Origin of the sequence: Streptomyces sp. ISL-11 (assembly GCF_018614525.1) — a bacterium.
In the GTDB taxonomy this organism is placed as follows: domain Bacteria; phylum Actinomycetota; class Actinomycetes; order Streptomycetales; family Streptomycetaceae; genus Streptomyces.
The window spans coordinates 15,228-30,863 of the sequence record NZ_JAGGOL010000014.1 but is presented as its reverse complement, the minus strand read 5'-3'; the positions used below and the strand labels follow the sequence as shown (position 1 = coordinate 30,863).

The following is a 15,636-nucleotide window of genomic DNA, read 5'->3' as shown; positions in this document are numbered from 1 at the left end:
TCACTCCAGCGACTTGCGCCGCTCGTCGCGCTCCAGGCGGCGCTCCTCGCGCCGCTCCTCCCGCTGCCGCTTCCGCTCGTCCTTCGTGGCCTTGCGCTCGACGGAGACACCGCCCCAGATCGCCAGGCCGGTGATCCGCACGCGCGGCGAGCCCGGGGTGCCCGGGCCCGTGGCCTTGTCGCCGAAGCCGCCCATGATGCCGATGCCGCTGACCTCGACGTCCAGGTCCGGCGGCACCACGACGCCCATGCCGCCCATCAGCGCGAAGCAGCGGATGACGACCTCGTGGTCCTCGAAGCGCGCCTCCCGCAGGTCGATCTCGCCGCCGCCCCACATGGCGAAGGCGGTGAACTTCCGCGGGACGGTCCACGCGCCCTTGCGGTGGAAGCCGCCCCAGATGCCGACGGCACCCGCCGAACTCGGCCGGCCGCCGATCCGGCCCGGCCAGCCCTTCGCGGCCGGCGAGCCGGCGGGCGCGGGCACCGGGGCCACCGTGCCGGCCGCCGGGAGGTCCCGTACGAGCGGCTCCAGCTCGGCGTGCGTACGGGCCTTGTAGGCCGCCTCCAGGCGCTGCTCGAACTCCTCCATGTCCAGCCGCCCCTCGGCGACGGCGTCGCGCAGGGCCTCGGCGATCCGCTCACGTTCGGCGTCGGAGGCCCGCATCTCAGGAAGTTCGCTCATCATGCCGAACAGCCTAGCGAGAGGCGGCCCAAGGGCTTCTAAAGCGCTGTCCGGCCTGCGGGCTTTTGGTCCGGGTCCCGCTGCGGATACAACAACGTGGCGATGACGTCCTCGATGTCCGGCTCGCGCACCGACAGGTCCACCAGCGGATACCGCTCGGCGACGGCCGCCACGACCGGCGCCGCGCTGCTCCCGGCGGCGAACGCCAGCCACTGCCGCGGCCCCTCCACCTTCACCACCCGGGCCCCGGGCACGTCCGCGATCGGCGGCGACTCCCGCGCCAGGTCGACCACGAGCGTGCGCTCGCCGCCGGCCGCCGCGTGCAGCTCCTCCAGCCCGCCGTCGTGCACCAGGCGCCCGTGGTCGATGACCATCACGCGCCGGCACAGCTGCTCGATGTCGGTGAGGTCGTGCGTGGTGAGCAGCACCGTCGTGCCCCGCTCGGTGTTCACCTCCCGCAGGAACTGCCGCACCTTCGCCTTGCTGACCACGTCCAGGCCGATGGTCGGCTCGTCGAGGTAGAGCACCTCCGGGTCGTGCAGCAGGGCGGCGGCGATGTCGCCGCGCATCCGCTGCCCCAGGGACAGCTGCCGCACGGGCACGTCCAGCAGGTCGCCGAGGTCGAGGAGTTCGACGCAGCGCTCCAGATTGGCGCGGTAACGGGCCTCGGGAACCCGGTACATGCGGCGCACCAGCCCGTAGGAGTCGCGCAGCGGCAGGTCCCACCACAGGGTGGTGCGCTGACCGAAGACCACGCCGATGCGGTGCGCGAGCCTTGTCCGCTCGCGCGAGGGGTCGATGCCCGCGACGCGCAACCGGCCGCCGCTGGGCACCAGGATGCCCGTCAGCATCTTGATGGTGGTGGACTTCCCCGCGCCGTTCGGGCCGATGTAGCCGACCATCTCGCCGGCCGCGACGGAGAAGCTGATGCCGTCCACGGCCCGCACCCGGTGCCGCTCGCGCCGCAGGAGACCCGCCCTGCGCCGCACGTCGAAGACCTTCTCGACCCCGTCGAGTTCGATGAAACCGTCCACAGCCTCAGCTCCCCGTACTCCGATAGCTCCTCAGCCCCGCCCGCCACGCCAGCCCCGCCGCCGTCAGCATCACCACGGCGACCAGCGGCCCGCAGAAGTCCACCCACCCCGGCAGCCCCAGCGGATCCTCACGCCCCAGCAGCCGCAGCACCGGCAGCCAGTTGACGAAGGCCAGCGGCACCACGAACGTCACCCCGCGCACCAGCTCCGCCGCGAAGATCGTCGGCGGGTACTGGAGCATCGTCGAACCGCCGTAGGTGAACGAGCTCTGCACCTCCGCGGCGTCGGACGCCCAGAACTGGAAGGCCGCGCCCGCCACGTAGACCGCCGCGAAGATCGCCGCCCCGCCGACCACCGTCACGGCGACGAAGAGCGCCTTCGGCAGCGTCCAGGCCACGTCCACCCGGGCCATCCCCCAGCCCAGCACCGCCGCGCCCTGCACGATCCGCCCGGCCCGGCGCAGCGCGAACCGGTCGGCCGCGACCTGCGCGAGCACCGGCACCGGGCGCAGCAACAGGATGTCGAACGAACCGTCGCGCACCCGCCGCCCGATCCGGTCCGTCCTGCCGAAGGCCAGGTCGGCCAGGCCCAGGGAGGCGCTCGACGTCCCGTACAGCAGCGCGATCTCCGGCAGGGAGAAGCCACCGAGGGCGTCGACGTGCGCGAACATCAGCAGGATGGCGACGAAGTCGAGGCCGGTGACGGCCAGATTGCCCAGCGTCGTCAGCACGAACGACACGCGGTAGGCCATCGTGGACCGCACCCACATCGCCACCACGAGCCCGTACGCCCGCAGCCCTTCCACGGCGGGCGGCCTGGGCGATGTCCGGCGGATCATGCGAGCGGCCGGCTGCGGGCCGTGGCGTGCGCACCACCGCTGCACGGTGGTGTCCTCCTGCCATCGTTTGGGTGACTTCCGGCTCTTACGTTTCCATAGCGGGTACGTCTCCAACCGGCTCCATCAAGGCACTCGCACATCGACTGGGAGACACGACCATGGCTCAGGGCACTGTGAAGTCGTACGACTCGGAGAAGGGCTTCGGATTCATCACGCCCGACGGCGGGGGCGCTGATGTATTCGTCCACTACAGCGAGGTCCAGGCGAGGGGGTTCCGGCAACTGGAAGCGAACCAGCGTGTCGAATTCGAAATCGGCCAGGGCACGAAGGGGCCGCAGGCGGTCGGGGTCACGGTTATCTGAACCAGGCATCACACACAGCGGAAGCAGGACCGGACGCCGTCCACAGCCGTCGTCGATCCGGTGAACGTTTCCGGTCACGGCACTAGCCACCCTGGATCACCACCTTCCTCGTCGCGAGCGACTGAAGGGCCCGCCCGGCGCCCAGCAGCAGCGCCGCCCAGCCGGCCTGGAAGGCCAGCGCCGCGGCGAGACCGGGCACGTCCTGCCGGCCGATGAGGACGTCGACGGGCACCTGGAGCATGGCCGCCCACGGCAGCGTGCGGACGACCTCCCCGCACGCGCCCGGGAAGACGGTCAGCGGCAGCAGCATCCCGGAGAAGAACACGCTCGACACTCCGCTGATCACATTGATCCCGGCACCGTCGAGCAGCCAGAACGAGCTCAGGGCCACCAGGAAGCGCAGCGCGAAGCCCACCGTGACGCCGAGCACGACCGACAGGAGGAAGACCAGCCAGCGCAGCGGATCGGCGGGCAGGGACAGGTCGAAGACGAGGGCACCGGCGGCGAGCGGGACGGCGCCGCGGCCCAGCAGCTGGAAGGCGGCCCGGCCCAGCTCACCGGCGAGCCACCACAGCTGGAGGTCGGCCGGGCGGTAGAGGTCGACGGCGATGTCCCCGGTGCGGATGCGTTCCTGGAGCTCCTCCTCGAAACCACCGCCCATCAGGGCGGCGACGGCGAGCAGCGCCTGGCTGATCCAGACGAAGGTCAGGGCCTGCGACTGGTCGTAGCCGCCCAGGTGCGGGCGCTCGTCCCACAGGGCGATGAAGGTGGCGGCGATGATGAACCCGAAGACGGTATTGGTGAAGACACCGGCCGCCGTGGCGGCGCGGTAGGTGGCGTACCGCCGGAAGCCGCTCACCGCCACCGCCGCGTAGAGCCGCATCCCCCTGACACCTCTCGTCGTTGAACCTCGGCAGTCCGCTGCCGGTCCGCAGGGCCGAAGCGCCGAAGCGCCGGGAGCCTACCCGTCCGGCTCGGCCGACGGCCACACGATTTTTCACCCCCCGGAGTGATCGGCCTGGCCCGGACGGCTCTTACACGGCCGTCTTCCGTGCGGTACGACCCCGGCACGGAACGCATGATGCGAGAGTGTTTTACGGGGCGTACGGCGCACAGCGAACCGCCCGACACAACACCGCCCTCGCCGTGGCCGCACAACCCCGGCGGCGGCCGAGGAGTCCCTACAGACATGAGCGACGAGCAGTCACGGAAGCGGCCGGCCGGTGGTGACGATCCCACCGGGCCGGCGGGCTGGTCGCCGAAGGACAGTGACGGGCCCCGCAAGCCCGGCAGGGCCAGACGTCCGAGGCGCACCGGCTGGCGCCGCCTCGTGCCCACCTGGCGCATGGTCCTCGGCGGCTTCCTGCTGGTCGTCCTGCTCGTCGCCGGCGCCCTGATCGCCGGTTACATGCTCGTCCAGATCCCCCCGGCCAACAAGGCGGCCGTCGCGGAGAGCAATGTCTTCCTCTACGCCGACGGCAGCCAGCTCACCCGAAGCGGCGAGGTCAACCGCGAGAGCGTCCCCCTGAGCAGGGTCCCCAAGGACGTCCAGCACGCCGTGCTCGCCGCCGAGGACCGCGACTTCTACTCCGAGTCGGCCGTCAACCCCGAGGCGATGGTGCGCGCCGCCTGGAACACCGCCACCGGCAAGGGCAAGCAGTCCGGCTCCACCATCACCCAGCAGTACGTCAAGAACTACTACCTCGGCCAGGAACAGACCGTCACCCGCAAGGTGAAGGAATTCTTCATCGCCATCAAGCTCGACCGCGAACAGAGCAAGGACGAGATCCTCGAAGGCTATTTGAACACCAGCTACTTCGGCCGCAACGCCTACGGCATCCAGGCCGCCGCCCAGGCGTACTACGCCAAGGACTCCGACAAGCTCACCGTCGCCGAAGGCGCCTACCTCGCCACCCTCCTCAACGCCCCCAGCGCCTACGACGTCGGCGCCCACCCCGAGAACAAGCCGCGCGCCACCGGCCGCTGGAACTACGTCCTCGACGGCATGGTGAAGAAGAAATGGCTCACCAAGGCGCAGCGCGACGCCCTGAAGTTCCCCGCCCCCGGCAAGTCCCGGGCCCGCCAGGGCATGAACGGCCAGCGCGGCTATCTCGTCGAGGCCGTCAAGGACTACCTCACCGACAACAAGATCATCGATGAACAGACGTTCGCCCGGGGCGGCTACCGCATCACCACCACCATCGAGCGCAAGAAACAGGACGCCTTCACCGGCGCCGTGCAGAAGCAGCTGATGGACGAGCTCAGCGACGAACGCAAGGTCGACCAGTACGTACGGGCCGGCGGCGCCTCCATCGACCCCAAGACGGGCCGGGTCGTCGCCCTCTACGGCGGCATCGACTACACCAAGCAGTACGTCAACAACGCCACCCGCCGCGACTACCAGGTCGGCTCCACCTTCAAACCGTTCGTCTTCACCTCGGCCGTGCAGAACGACGCCACCACGCAGAACGGCCGCCCCATCACCCCCACCACCGTCTACGACGGCACCAACCGGCGCCAGGTGCGCGGCCCCGGCGGCCCGGTCGGCTACGCCCCCGCCAACGAGGACGACTACTCCAACCCGCGGATCACCGTCACCAAGGCCACCGACCTGTCGGTCAACGCCGTCTACGCCCAGATGGCACAGGACGTCGGCCCCGCCAAGGTCAAGGCCACCGCCGTCGCCCTCGGCATCCCGGAGCGGACACCCGACCTGACCGCCACGCCCTCCATCGCGCTGGGCGTCGCCACCGCCAGCGTCCTGGACATGACCCAGGCCTACGCGACGCTCGCCAACCACGGCCGGCACGGCACGTACACCCTGGTCGACAAGGTCACCAAGGGCGGCGAGAACATCCAGCTGCCCGGCAAGGACCCCGCACAGGCCGTCCCGCGCGAGGCGGCCGACACCACCACCGCCATCCTCCAGAGCGTCGTCGACAACGGCACCGGCTCCGCCGCCCAGGCCGCCGGGCGGCCGGCGGCGGGCAAGACCGGCACCGCGGAGGAGGACAAGGCCGCCTGGTTCGCCGGCTACACCCCCGACCTCGCGACCGTCGTCGCCGTCATGGGCCAGGACTCCGAGACCGGCGACCAGAAGTCGCTGTACGGAGCGGCCGGCCTGCCCCGCGTCAACGGCGGCGGCTTCCCGGCGGAGATCTGGGCGGCGTACACCTCCGACGCCCTGGAGGGCACGTCCACCAAGGACTTCGACCTGAGCACGTCCGGCGGCGAGGTCCCGCCGCTGGAGCCGCCCTCGCCGTCGGCTCCCCCGACGAGCAGCGCACCGCCCGCGCCGACCACGCCGCCGGTCCCCACACCGCCGAGCTCGGCGCCGCCGTTCCCGCCGACGGGCCCGCCGACCCGGCCGGGACCGCCGACCGACTTCCCGACGGGGCCGATCTTCACGTTCTTCCCGCAGGAGCCGAAGGACGGGGGCGGGCGCGGAGGCGGACGCGAGATGGACGGCGGCGGATCGCTGCTGGACGACTACTGACGCGGAACGGCCCTGCGGGCCGTGGCGTGCGCATCACCGCTGCGCGGTGGGTCCTCAATCGCCGGACGGGCTTGATTGTGGCTGAGCTCAGCCATCTCAAGCCCGTTGGGGGCACCCCCAGCGGTAGCTGGGGGAGATTGAGGACGCGCCCGCAGGGCGCCCGGCGCCGAAGGCGGCAAAGACAGCCCGCGGGCAAAGGCCTAGTGGCCAGACGTCGCCTTCAGGCCCACCACCGCGACCAGCAACAGCACGATGAAGAAGATCCGCGCGGCGGTCGCCGGCTCGCCCAGCACCAGCATGCCGAGCGCCGCCGCGCCGGCCGCGCCGATGCCGACCCACACGCCGTAGGCCGTACCGATGGGCAGGCTCTTCGCCGCCTGGGACAGCAGCAGCATGCTGGCGGCGATACCCGCGACGGTGAACACGCTCGGCCAGAGCCGGGTGAACCCGTCGGTGAACTTCATACCGACCGACCAGCCGACTTCCAGCAGACCGGCGACAGCGAGCAGGATCCATGCCATGACGGCACCTCCGTGGAAAACGTTCCTACAGGGGTGCGTCGTCTTGTCCTGACCCGGTACGGCGCGTCTCGTCGGGTTCCGGCAAGCCTAACAAAAGGGGCACGCGCCGGGCGTATCGCTCCGGGCAGGACTACAGATAGAGCCCTGTCGAGTCCTCCGAGCCCTCCAGCCGCTCCGCCGCCACCGCGTGCAGATCGCGCTCACGCATCAGGACGTACGCGACACCGCGCACCTCCACCTCGGCGCGGTCCTCCGGGTCGTACAGCACCCGGTCCCCCGGCTCCACCGTCCGCACGCTCTGCCCGACCGCCACGACCTCGGCCCAGGCCAGCCGGCGGCCCACCGCCGCCGTCGCCGGAATGACGATGCCGCCCGAGGACCGGCGCTCGCCCTCGGGAATATCGGTCCGGACCAGCACCCGGTCGTGCAGCATCCGGATGGGCAGCTTGTCGTGGGTGGTATGCGTGCTCACGCCCATGACCGTACCTGCCCGCGCACGGCCCCGAGGCCCGGGGCCACGGATCCGTCGAGGTGAGCTACGCCTTGCCAGGCGCCCGACTGGACGCCCACTACGCCTTGCGCCGGCGCGAGGAGACCGTCAGCAGCCCGATCACACCCACCGCCACCATGGCCACCGGCACGATCCGGTCCAGCCGCGGCGAACCGTCCTCCGTCACGAAACGCGCCCGCACATCGGACACCAGCCGGTTCGCCGCCACGTACGCGCGCCCCGCGGTGTGATCCACCTTCGCGGCCACCTTCGCCTTCGCATCGCCCACGATCGTGCTCGGGTGCATCCGCACACCGATCTCGTCGAGCGTCACGGCGAGCTCCTGCCGCCTGCGGGAGATGTCCGCCTCGATCTGCGCAGGGGTCCTGGCATCCGACACCGCGCTGCCTCCGTCGTCTCGAAAAGAGTGATGATGAGTGTGATGACGACAGTCTGTCAGCTCACCGCACCCCGTGCCCCGCGGCACCCCCGATCGGCACGGTGGCTAGTCTCGGAGCCGTAGCCCACGACCTTCGAGGAGTGCCATGAGCGAGCGACTGCAGCCCGGCGACACCGCCCCCGCCTTCACCCTGCCCGACGCCGAGGGCAAGCAGGTGTCGCTCGCCGACCACAAGGGCCGCAAGGTCATCGTCTACTTCTACCCGGCCGCCCTCACCCCCGGCTGCACCAAGCAGGCGTGCGACTTCACCGACAACCTCGACTTCCTCGCCGGCCACGGCTACGACGTCATCGGCGTCTCGCCCGACAAGCCCGAGAAGCTCGCGAAGTTCCGCGACAAGGAGGACCTCAGGGTCACCCTCGTCGGCGACCCCGAGAAGCAGGTCCTGGAGGCGTACGGCGCCTTCGGCGAGAAGAAGCTCTACGGCAAGACCGTCACCGGCGTGATCCGCTCCACCGTCATCGTCGACGAGGAGGGCAAGGTCGAGCGCGCCCTCTACAACGTCAAGGCCACGGGCCACGTCGCGAAGATCATCAAGGACCTGGGGCTGTAACACCGCACTCCCGGAACACCACAACCCGATCAGGGAGCCGAGGCCCCCCGGCCCACCGGGCCCTCCTCCGGCCCGTCCTCGACCTCCGGCAGGTCGAGGACGGCGCGGGCACCCCCGCCCTCCGCCGTACCGAACTCCAGCCGGGCCCCCAGCACCACCGCCTGCCCCACCGCGATCGTCAGCCCCAGACCATGCCCCGTACCGCGCTCCGGCGCCGCCGTACGGAACCGCCGCGGACCCTGATCCACCAACTCCGGCGGATAGCCCTCACCGTGGTCCCGCACCGTGATCCGCGTGCCCTCCACCGTCACCTCGATCGGCGGCTTCCCGTGCTTCGCCGCGTTCCCCAGGAGATTCACCAGGATCCGCTCCACCCGACGGGCGTCCGTCGCCACGATCCGGCCCTCGCCGACCACCTCGACCGACACGTCGTCGACCCCGCGCTGCCCCCGCGCCCGCTTCACGATCCCGCGCACCAGCGACGGCAGCTCCACCGGATCCCGCTGCGCCCGCTCCACACCCGAGTCCAGCCGCGAGACCTCCAGCAGGTCCTCCACCAGCGACCGCATCGTCTGCGCCCGCTCCCGCACCATCTCCACCGCCCGCGGATGCGGCAACAACTCCGCCGACGCCACCAGCCCCGCCACCGGCGTCCGCAGCTCGTGCGCCACGTCCGCCGTGAACTCCCGCTCCGCCTCCACCCGCGCCGCCAGCGACGTCGCCATGTGATGCACCGACCGCCCCAGCTCCGCCACCTCGTCACGGCCACCGCCCACCAGCGCCGCCGCGTCCGGCGGCTCACCCGCCGCGATCCGCCGCGCCGCCGCCGCACTGCGCCGCAGCCGCCGCGACAGGCTCTGCGCCACGAACCACGCCACCACCGCCATCAGCGCCACCGTCACCGCACCGGCCACCACCAGCGCCTTGTCCAGCGCCCGCTGCAAGGGATCCCGGTCCGGGTACGGCGCCGACACCGACAGCACCTTCCCGCCGCCGACCTCGGTCGCCGCCCACACCCGGGGATCACCGCCCCCACTGATGTACGTACCGGAACGGCCCTTGCGCACCGCCTCCGTCAGCATCGGCGGCAGCGTCGAATCGTCCAGCTGCGCACCGAGCGCCAGCAGACTGTCGCGCTGGTACACCTGGAGCGCCGAGCTGAGCAGACTGTCCTGGTACGCGCGCGCCTGACGGTCGCGCTCCACGGCGGAGATGTGGTGCACGGACAGACCGAGGACCACGACGGCGAGTGCGGTGACGAAGGAGATCGCGAGGGCGATCCGGCCACGGATGCCCATCACGCGATCGAGTACGTTTCCTGCGACTCGCCCAGGGGCGTGGCCCCCGTGTACGCCACCTCAAGGCCCGTGAAGGCCATCATCCCGTCGACGTTCTTCGCACCGTAGAGCCGGAAGTGCGCGGGGAAGGACATCACGCCGGCGCCGCTCGCACCACGGGACACCTGCACCACGCCGGTGCCCTCGGCCCCGTCCCGCGCGTAGTGGCCCCACTTGATCCCGCTCGCCACCATGCCGGCGTCCGCACAGGTCAAGGTGATGATCTCCGGCTCGATCACCGGCTCGCCCAGACCGCACTCCCGCACCCCCGGCATCGCCCGCGCCGGCGAGGCGTCCACGCGGGCCTCCTGCGAGGTCCGCGGCGCCTTCGACTTCTGCGCGGCCGCCGTCTTCGGCGCGTCCGCCACCGCGTTCGCCCGGTCCTCCTGACCGAACCACACACAGCCGATGCCCAGCACGGCCACCGCCGCGAAGACCGCCACCACAGTGCGCATGCTGGCCCGGCGGGGCTCGGCACGGTCGGCCATCGACGTCTCTTCCTCGGCGGGGGATGGTGCTGCGGAGGGCAGTTGCGATCCCTCCGCTCTGAGTGACGGTGAAATCGGGCGGCGCGTTCCCTCCCCGCCTATATCAGATTGACCACGCCCGCGCGTCTGCCGAGTGACCTATATCGCTTCCCGCCACCCGGCCGGTTTGAGCCGCCGCACAGCGCGCAGACGCACGAGGCCCGCCTGAACGAGGACGGGTGCGAGTACGAGCACGAGCACCACCCGCCGCGCAGCTCGGCCCGCCCCGCCGACCGAGAGGAAGCCGAGCCGTGTCCACCGGCAGCAGCACCGAGGCCGACACCGGCCTCGACCCGGAGGCCGTCAAACGCCACCGCGCCCTCTTCCGGGCCGTCGCCCGGCGCAAGAGCCCCCGCCTCCGCCGCACCGACATCACCGTCACGGACGAGAAGACCGTCAGACGCGCGGTCAAGGCGGCGGCGCTCGGCAACGCCATGGAATGGTTCGACTTCGGCATCTACAGCTACCTCGCCGTCACCATCGGCGACGTCTTCTTCCCCTCCGGGAACGACACCGTACGGCTGCTGTCCTCCCTCGCCACCTTCGCCGTCGCCTTCCTCGTACGCCCGCTCGGCAGCCTCTTCTTCGGCCCGCTCGGCGACCGCGTCGGCCGCAAGCGCGTGCTCGCCCTGACCATGGTCCTGATGGCCGTCGGCACCTGCGCGATCGGCCTGATCCCCTCCTACGCGACGATCGGCTTCTGGGCACCGGTACTGCTGATCTGCTTCCGGATGCTCCAGGGCTTCTCCACCGGCGGCGAGTACGGCGGCGCGGCCACGTTCATCGCCGAGTACGCACCCGACCGGCGCCGCGGGTTCTTCGGCAGCTTCCTCGAACTGGGCACCCTCGCCGGCTACGTCGCCGCGGCCGGCCTCGTCACCCTCATGACCTCGACGCTCGGCTCCGCCACGATGACCGACTGGGGCTGGCGCGTCCCCTTCCTCGTCGCCGGCCCGCTCGGCCTCGTCGGCCTCTACCTCCGCCTGAAGCTGGAGGACACCCCCGCCTTCCAGAAACTGGAGGAGGAGAACGGTGGCGGCGAGCGCGTCACCGGCGAGACCACCGAGCTGAAGCAGATCTTCACCACCCAGTGGTCGCGGCTGCTGCTGTGCGTCGTCCTCGCCGGCGCGTACGGCATCACCGACTACCTGCTGCTCTCCTACATGCCGACGTACCTGACCGACCAGCTCGGCTACGACGACGCCCACGGCCTGCTGGTGCTCATCGCCACGATGGTCCTGCTGATGGTGATCATCACCTTCGTGGGCCGCCTCAACGACCGCGTCGGCCGCAAGCCGCTGCTGATGGCGGGCATGGGCGGCTTCGCGGTCCTCTCGGCACCGGCGTTCCTGCTGCTGAAACAGGGCAGCCTGGTAGCGGTCCTCGGCGGGATGCTGATGCTGGGCCTCCCCCTCGTCTGCCTCCTCGGCACGATGTCCGCGGCCCTGCCGGCGCTCTTCCCCACGCCGGTCCGCTACGGCTCCCTGTCCATCGGCTACAACATCTCCACGTCCCTCTTCGGCGGCACGACGCCCCTGGCCGTCACGGGCCTGATCAGCGCCACGGGCAGCGACATGGCACCGGCGTTCTACACGACGGCCGCGGCGGTGATCGGCATGATCGCGGTCGCCTGCATGAAGGAAACCGCCCAACAGCCCCTGGAGGGCTCCCCGCCGTCGGTATCGACGAAGGAGGAAGCGGCGGAGATCGTCTCGTCCCAGTCACCTGAACCGAAGTTCTGACAGTTCGTGCTTATGGCGTAACTGTCGGGTGACCCCCTCGTTGATGAGTTCGAGGCCGCGTACGGGTGCGCGGTGGTACCGGTGAACGAGGCATTCCGGACGCGGAACGCGTCCGGGGGCCTCGGCCGGGTCGTACGGAGGGGGAGAACGTGGCGGTCAGGTACACGCACGAGCTGCTGGCCGAGGTCCCCATCGGGAGATCCGATGTCTGAGCTCTACGACCGCGAGACACTGGTCACCGCCGTTGGCGAATCAACGGGTTGGGCCGATCTGATGCGCAGGCTCGGGGTCAAAGCCAGCGGCGGCAGACGCCGGGTTCTCCAGGAGAAGGTCGCTGGCCACGGCATCGACACCAGCCACTTCAAGCAGCGCAGCCCTTGGCGTAAGTACCCCGACGATGCAATAGCCGCGGCTGTCGGGTCGTCCACCACTCTGCGAGAGGTGGTGCAGAAGCTGGGTGCACCCCCGGCCACCGGGACGATCTCCCACATCCGACGCCGGATCCTCGCGGCAGGCATCGACGTCAGCCACTTCCCCGGCCTGAACCGCCCGCAGCCCGATCTGCCGTTCAGCGGGGAACAGCTCAAGGTTGCCGCCGCATCCGCCACCAGCGTGCGGGCCGTAGCCCGGAATCTTGGAGTCCCTGACGACAGCAGATCGCGTGCGGCGCTCCGGCGCATGCTCAATGAGGTAGGTGTCGACACCACTCGCTTCGGCAACGGTCGGCTTGTGCTGCCCGAGGGCAGTCTGCGGGAAGCGGTCGTCAACGCCACGAGCTTCGCCGAGGTCATGCGGAAGCTCGGGTTGCCGGTGAACGACACCAATCATCGGCGCGTACGTCGGCGAGTGGCTCAACTCAAACTGGACACGTGCCACTTCACACGTAAACCCTGGGGCACCATCCCGGTCGCCGAACCCAAGCGTGTCGCGGGTGAAGTTCTCCAGGTACGCCCTGAAGGGGCACCCCGCGAGAGTCGGCAGCGGCTGCACCGAGCCCTCGGTGAGATCGGCGTCCCGTACAGGTGCGCTCGTTGCGGCAACGAAGGCGAGTGGCTGGGCGAACCGATGACGTTGCAGATCGACCACATCAACGGCGACTGGCTCGACAACCGGGCCGAGAATCTTCGTTACCTGTGCCCCAACTGTCACTCGCTTACTGAAACGTGGTGCAGGGGCGGTAGGCGCCGAACAGAGCGACTTACGGCCGGGTAACAGGGACCCTTGTGCCACGAAAGCCGTCAGCCGCTACCATGGCTGACGGCTAGCGGCCGTTGCTGAATCGGTATAAGCGGGTGTTTTAGGGGCACCTGGGAGCAATCCCATGTGGGTTCGAGTCCCACCGGCCGCACCATCTGGAATCGAAGGGGCTGGTCCGTCGAACGGCGGGCCAGCCCCTTTGCTACATCCTCACCCCAAAAGCTCCCGCACCACCGGTACCAGCCCCCGGAACGCCTTCCCCCGGTGGCTGATCGCGTTCTTTTCGGCCGGGGTCAGTTCCGCGCAGGTGCGGGTCTCGCCCAGGGGCTGGAGGATCGGGTCGTAGCCGAAGCCTCCGCCGCCGGCGGGTTCGTGGCGGAGGGTGCCTTCCAGGCGGCCCTCGACGACGCGCTCCGTGCCGTCGGGCAGGGCCAGCGCCGCCGCGCAGGCGAAGTGCGCGCCGCGGTGCTCGTCCGCGATGTCGCCGAGCTGGGAGAGCAGCAGATCCAGGTTGGCCTTGTCGTTGCCGTGGGCGCCGGCCCAGCGGGCGGAGAGGATGCCGGGGGCGCCGCCCATGACGTCGACGCAGAGGCCGGAGTCGTCGGCGACGGCGGGCAGGCCGGTGGCGCGGGCGAGGGCGTGGGCCTTGAGGAGGGCGTTCTCCGCGAAGGTGACGCCGGTTTCCTTGACGTCCGGGATGTGGGGATAGGCGTCGGCGCCGATGAGTTCGACGTCGAGGCCGGCCTCCTCCAGGATGGCGCGGAGTTCGATGACCTTGTTGGCGTTGCGGGTGGCGAGGATCAGGCGCTTCATGGGACGGATTATCCCGCGCGGTCCCGCACTATCCCGTGCAGACCTTCGTCAGCTCGGCGGCGGCGTCCTTGAGGGGCGTCAGGTCGGGCGTCCTGTCCTGGCGTACGGCGTCGCGGGTGTTGGTGACGGCCGTCTGGAGGTGGTCCAGGGCCTTGCCGACGTCCGTGCTGTTGGTCTTCTCCTTGAGTTTCTTCGTGTCCTTTTCCAGGGTGTCCAGGATTTTGTCCGCCTGGTCCGGGTCGTTCGCCGTGTCGGTCACGGCGCGCTGGAGGTCGTCGACGTCGTTGGAGATCTCTATGCCCAGGCGGGCGCAGTCGACGGCCTTCTGCGCGGCGGAGCAGCCCACCGCCAGCGGCAGGGCCAGCGCGGCGGCGGCGAGCGCGACGGCGGCTCCGGTGCGGCGGCGTACGGACATGAGGTTCCCTCCCCGGCTACGGGCGTACGGTCACGATGCCGTACGCCCGTATCTATGAACGCTCTTTCACCGCGTGGTGGTTGCCTTGCGGCAGCCGTCCTCTACAGCGTCGCCGCCAGCGCCTCGCGCTGCACGGCGTCGAGCGAGGCGCAGCCGGCGACCGCGAGGTCGAGCAGGGTGTTGAGCTCGTCGCGGGCGAAGGGCTGGGCCTCGGCGGTGCCCTGGACCTCGACGAAGCGGCCGTCGCCGGTGCAGACGACGTTCATGTCGGTGTCGGCGCGGACGTCCTCCTCGTAGCAGAGGTCGAGGAGGGGGACGCCGTCGACGATGCCGACGCTGACGGCGGAGACGGTGCCGGTGAGCGGCTGCCGGCCGTGCTTGATGATCTTCTTGTTCTGGGCCCAGGTGATGGCGTCGGCCAGTGCCACGTACGCGCCGGTGATGGCAGCGGTGCGGGTGCCGCCGTCGGCCTGGAGGACGTCGCAGTCGAGGACGATGGTGTTCTCGCCGAGGGCCTTGTAGTCGATCACGGCGCGCAGGGAGCGGCCGATGAGGCGGGAGATCTCGTGGGTGCGGCCGCCGATCTTGCCGCGGACGGATTCGCGGTCGCCGCGGGTGTTCGTGGAGCGGGGCAGCATCGAGTACTCGGCGGTGACCCAGCCTTCGCCGGTGCCCTTGCGCCAGCGCGGCACGCCCTCGGTGACGCTGGCGGTGCAGAAGACCTTGGTGTCGCCGAAGGAGAGGAGTACGGAGCCTTCGGCGTGCTTGCTCCATCCGCGCTGGATGGTCACGGGGCGGAGCTGGTCGGGGGTGCGGCCGTCGATGCGAGACATGGGATGAGCCTACTGGCATCGGGGATGCGCGAAGGGCCCCGTTCCGGTTCGCTGCGGTTCCGGTGTCGGGGCCCTTCGAGCGGAGCTCAGTGGCTCACATCATGTCTTCGATCTCGCCGGCGACCGGGTCGGCGTCGGTGCCGATGACGACCTGGATGGCGGTGCCCATCCGGACGACGCCGTGCGCGCCGGCGGCCTTGAGTGCGGCCTCGTCGACGAGGTCGGGGTTGACGACCTCGGTGCGGAGGCGGGTGATGCAGCCCTCGACCTCTTCGATGTTGTCGATCCCGCCGAGCCCGGCGACGATCTTCTCAGCCTTGGTGGCCATGTGCACTCC

Annotated in this window: 18 protein-coding genes, 1 tRNA gene and 1 riboswitch; of the genes, 6 read left to right on the top strand and 13 right to left on the bottom strand. The window is 70.5% G+C overall.

Going from position 1 to position 15,636, the window contains the following annotated elements; translation table 11 throughout:
- The 3 genes from J7E86_RS03355 to J7E86_RS03345 are packed head-to-tail and all read right to left on the bottom strand — an operon-like array spanning position 1 to position 2,553.
- Entirely contained in the window at positions 1 to 684 is a 684-nt protein-coding gene (locus J7E86_RS03355) for a DUF1707 domain-containing protein (protein WP_374223759.1), read from the bottom strand.
- A 35-nt stretch (positions 685 to 719) separates the two neighbouring features.
- Positions 720 to 1,715 (bottom strand): ATP-binding cassette domain-containing protein, encoded by a 996-nt coding sequence (locus J7E86_RS03350; protein WP_308312448.1) that lies wholly within the window; start codon positions 1,713 to 1,715, stop codon positions 720 to 722.
- A gap of 4 nt (positions 1,716 to 1,719) precedes the next feature.
- Entirely contained in the window at positions 1,720 to 2,553 is an 834-nt protein-coding gene (locus J7E86_RS03345) for an ABC transporter permease (protein ID WP_215079571.1), read from the bottom strand.
- Between the two features lie 158 nt (positions 2,554 to 2,711).
- On the opposite strand from J7E86_RS03345, the gene J7E86_RS03340 reads away from it, so the two are divergent.
- Positions 2,712 to 2,915, top strand: coding sequence for a cold-shock protein (locus tag J7E86_RS03340; protein ID WP_215079570.1), 204 nt, complete (start codon positions 2,712 to 2,714; stop codon positions 2,913 to 2,915).
- Positions 2,916 to 2,997: 82 nt separating this feature from the next.
- Here the strand turns inward: J7E86_RS03340 and J7E86_RS03335 are convergent, their stop codons facing one another.
- Entirely contained in the window at positions 2,998 to 3,798 is an 801-nt protein-coding gene (locus tag J7E86_RS03335; protein ID WP_215079568.1) for an ABC-2 family transporter protein, read from the bottom strand.
- Between the two features lie 306 nt (positions 3,799 to 4,104).
- On the opposite strand from J7E86_RS03335, the gene J7E86_RS03330 reads away from it, so the two are divergent.
- On the top strand, positions 4,105 to 6,411 hold the full coding sequence (locus tag J7E86_RS03330; RefSeq protein ID WP_215079566.1) for a transglycosylase domain-containing protein: 2,307 nt from the start codon (positions 4,105 to 4,107) through the stop codon (positions 6,409 to 6,411).
- Positions 6,412 to 6,611: 200 nt separating this feature from the next.
- Here J7E86_RS03330 and J7E86_RS03325 read toward each other — a convergent pair whose 3' ends face one another.
- The 3 genes from J7E86_RS03325 to J7E86_RS03315 form a co-directional block, all read right to left on the bottom strand.
- Positions 6,612 to 6,932 (bottom strand): multidrug efflux SMR transporter, encoded by a 321-nt coding sequence (locus J7E86_RS03325; protein ID WP_215079564.1) that lies wholly within the window; start codon positions 6,930 to 6,932, stop codon positions 6,612 to 6,614.
- A 32-nt stretch (positions 6,933 to 6,964) separates the two neighbouring features.
- Positions 6,965 to 7,025, bottom strand: a riboswitch (guanidine-III (ykkC-III) riboswitch).
- A 37-nt stretch (positions 7,026 to 7,062) separates the two neighbouring features.
- The gene (locus J7E86_RS03320) at positions 7,063 to 7,410 is read right to left on the bottom strand and encodes a co-chaperone GroES (protein ID WP_215079563.1); all 348 of its coding nucleotides are present in this window, start codon (positions 7,408 to 7,410) and stop codon (positions 7,063 to 7,065) included.
- Positions 7,411 to 7,501: 91 nt separating this feature from the next.
- Positions 7,502 to 7,822: a DUF3618 domain-containing protein gene (locus tag J7E86_RS03315; RefSeq protein WP_215079561.1), complete on the bottom strand. Its 321-nt coding sequence runs from the start codon at positions 7,820 to 7,822 to the stop codon at positions 7,502 to 7,504.
- A 145-nt stretch (positions 7,823 to 7,967) separates the two neighbouring features.
- On the opposite strand from J7E86_RS03315, the gene bcp reads away from it, so the two are divergent.
- Positions 7,968 to 8,435 carry a thioredoxin-dependent thiol peroxidase gene (bcp, locus tag J7E86_RS03310; protein WP_215079560.1) on the top strand — a complete coding sequence of 156 codons (468 nt, stop codon included), beginning with the start codon at positions 7,968 to 7,970 and terminating at the stop codon, positions 8,433 to 8,435.
- 29 nt (positions 8,436 to 8,464) lie between these two features.
- On the opposite strand, the gene J7E86_RS03305 is transcribed toward bcp, so the two are convergent.
- Positions 8,465 to 9,733 carry a sensor histidine kinase KdpD gene (locus tag J7E86_RS03305; RefSeq protein WP_215079634.1) on the bottom strand — a complete coding sequence of 423 codons (1,269 nt, stop codon included), beginning with the start codon at positions 9,731 to 9,733 and terminating at the stop codon, positions 8,465 to 8,467.
- Complete coding sequence (locus tag J7E86_RS03300) at positions 9,733 to 10,260, bottom strand: hypothetical protein (RefSeq protein ID WP_215079558.1); 528 nt, start codon at positions 10,258 to 10,260, stop codon at positions 9,733 to 9,735. The genes J7E86_RS03305 and J7E86_RS03300 overlap by 1 nt, the downstream gene beginning before the upstream one ends.
- A 290-nt stretch (positions 10,261 to 10,550) precedes the next feature.
- Between J7E86_RS03300 and J7E86_RS03295 the strand changes: the two genes are divergently transcribed.
- From J7E86_RS03295 to J7E86_RS03285, 3 genes are all read left to right on the top strand, one after another.
- Positions 10,551 to 12,041 carry an MFS transporter gene (locus J7E86_RS03295; RefSeq protein ID WP_215079556.1) on the top strand — a complete coding sequence of 497 codons (1,491 nt, stop codon included), beginning with the start codon at positions 10,551 to 10,553 and terminating at the stop codon, positions 12,039 to 12,041.
- 204 nt (positions 12,042 to 12,245) lie between these two features.
- Positions 12,246 to 13,253 carry an HNH endonuclease gene (locus J7E86_RS03290; RefSeq protein ID WP_215079555.1) on the top strand — a complete coding sequence of 336 codons (1,008 nt, stop codon included), beginning with the start codon at positions 12,246 to 12,248 and terminating at the stop codon, positions 13,251 to 13,253.
- Positions 13,254 to 13,305: 52 nt separating this feature from the next.
- Positions 13,306 to 13,392: transfer RNA gene (locus tag J7E86_RS03285), tRNA-Leu, on the top strand.
- Between the two features lie 56 nt (positions 13,393 to 13,448).
- On the opposite strand, the gene rdgB is transcribed toward J7E86_RS03285, so the two are convergent.
- The 4 genes from rdgB to J7E86_RS03265 all read right to left on the bottom strand — a co-directional run bounded on the left by rdgB (position 13,449) and on the right by J7E86_RS03265 (position 15,627).
- Complete coding sequence (gene rdgB / locus J7E86_RS03280) at positions 13,449 to 14,051, bottom strand: RdgB/HAM1 family non-canonical purine NTP pyrophosphatase (protein ID WP_215079553.1); 603 nt, start codon at positions 14,049 to 14,051, stop codon at positions 13,449 to 13,451.
- A 28-nt stretch (positions 14,052 to 14,079) separates the two neighbouring features.
- Positions 14,080 to 14,466 (bottom strand): hypothetical protein, encoded by a 387-nt coding sequence (locus J7E86_RS03275; RefSeq protein WP_215079551.1) that lies wholly within the window; start codon positions 14,464 to 14,466, stop codon positions 14,080 to 14,082.
- A gap of 101 nt (positions 14,467 to 14,567) precedes the next feature.
- Positions 14,568 to 15,299 (bottom strand): ribonuclease PH, encoded by a 732-nt coding sequence (gene rph / locus J7E86_RS03270; RefSeq protein ID WP_215079549.1) that lies wholly within the window; start codon positions 15,297 to 15,299, stop codon positions 14,568 to 14,570.
- A gap of 94 nt (positions 15,300 to 15,393) precedes the next feature.
- On the bottom strand, positions 15,394 to 15,627 hold the full coding sequence (locus J7E86_RS03265) for a glucose PTS transporter subunit EIIB (RefSeq protein ID WP_215079547.1): 234 nt from the start codon (positions 15,625 to 15,627) through the stop codon (positions 15,394 to 15,396).
- Positions 15,628 to 15,636: the final 9 nt, after the last annotated feature.

Coding starts and splice junctions, on each gene's coding strand:
- J7E86_RS03355 (WP_374223759.1), bottom strand. CDS start 684: ATGATGAGCGAACTTCCTGAGATGCGGGCCTCCGACGCCGAACGTGAG.
- J7E86_RS03345 (WP_215079571.1), bottom strand. CDS start 2,553: ATGATCCGCCGGACATCGCCCAGGCCGCCCGCCGTGGAAGGGCTGCGG.
- J7E86_RS03340 (WP_215079570.1), top strand. CDS start 2,712: ATGGCTCAGGGCACTGTGAAGTCGTACGACTCGGAGAAGGGCTTCGGA.
- J7E86_RS03335 (WP_215079568.1), bottom strand. CDS start 3,798: ATGCGGCTCTACGCGGCGGTGGCGGTGAGCGGCTTCCGGCGGTACGCC.
- J7E86_RS03330 (WP_215079566.1), top strand. CDS start 4,105: ATGAGCGACGAGCAGTCACGGAAGCGGCCGGCCGGTGGTGACGATCCC.
- J7E86_RS03325 (WP_215079564.1), bottom strand. CDS start 6,932: ATGGCATGGATCCTGCTCGCTGTCGCCGGTCTGCTGGAAGTCGGCTGG.
- J7E86_RS03320 (WP_215079563.1), bottom strand. CDS start 7,410: ATGGGCGTGAGCACGCATACCACCCACGACAAGCTGCCCATCCGGATG.
- bcp (WP_215079560.1), top strand. CDS start 7,968: ATGAGCGAGCGACTGCAGCCCGGCGACACCGCCCCCGCCTTCACCCTG.
- J7E86_RS03305 (WP_215079634.1), bottom strand. CDS start 9,733: ATGGGCATCCGTGGCCGGATCGCCCTCGCGATCTCCTTCGTCACCGCA.
- J7E86_RS03300 (WP_215079558.1), bottom strand. CDS start 10,260: ATGGCCGACCGTGCCGAGCCCCGCCGGGCCAGCATGCGCACTGTGGTG.
- J7E86_RS03290 (WP_215079555.1), top strand. CDS start 12,246: ATGTCTGAGCTCTACGACCGCGAGACACTGGTCACCGCCGTTGGCGAA.
- rdgB (WP_215079553.1), bottom strand. CDS start 14,051: ATGAAGCGCCTGATCCTCGCCACCCGCAACGCCAACAAGGTCATCGAA.
- J7E86_RS03275 (WP_215079551.1), bottom strand. CDS start 14,466: ATGTCCGTACGCCGCCGCACCGGAGCCGCCGTCGCGCTCGCCGCCGCC.
- rph (WP_215079549.1), bottom strand. CDS start 15,299: ATGTCTCGCATCGACGGCCGCACCCCCGACCAGCTCCGCCCCGTGACC.
- J7E86_RS03265 (WP_215079547.1), bottom strand. CDS start 15,627: ATGGCCACCAAGGCTGAGAAGATCGTCGCCGGGCTCGGCGGGATCGAC.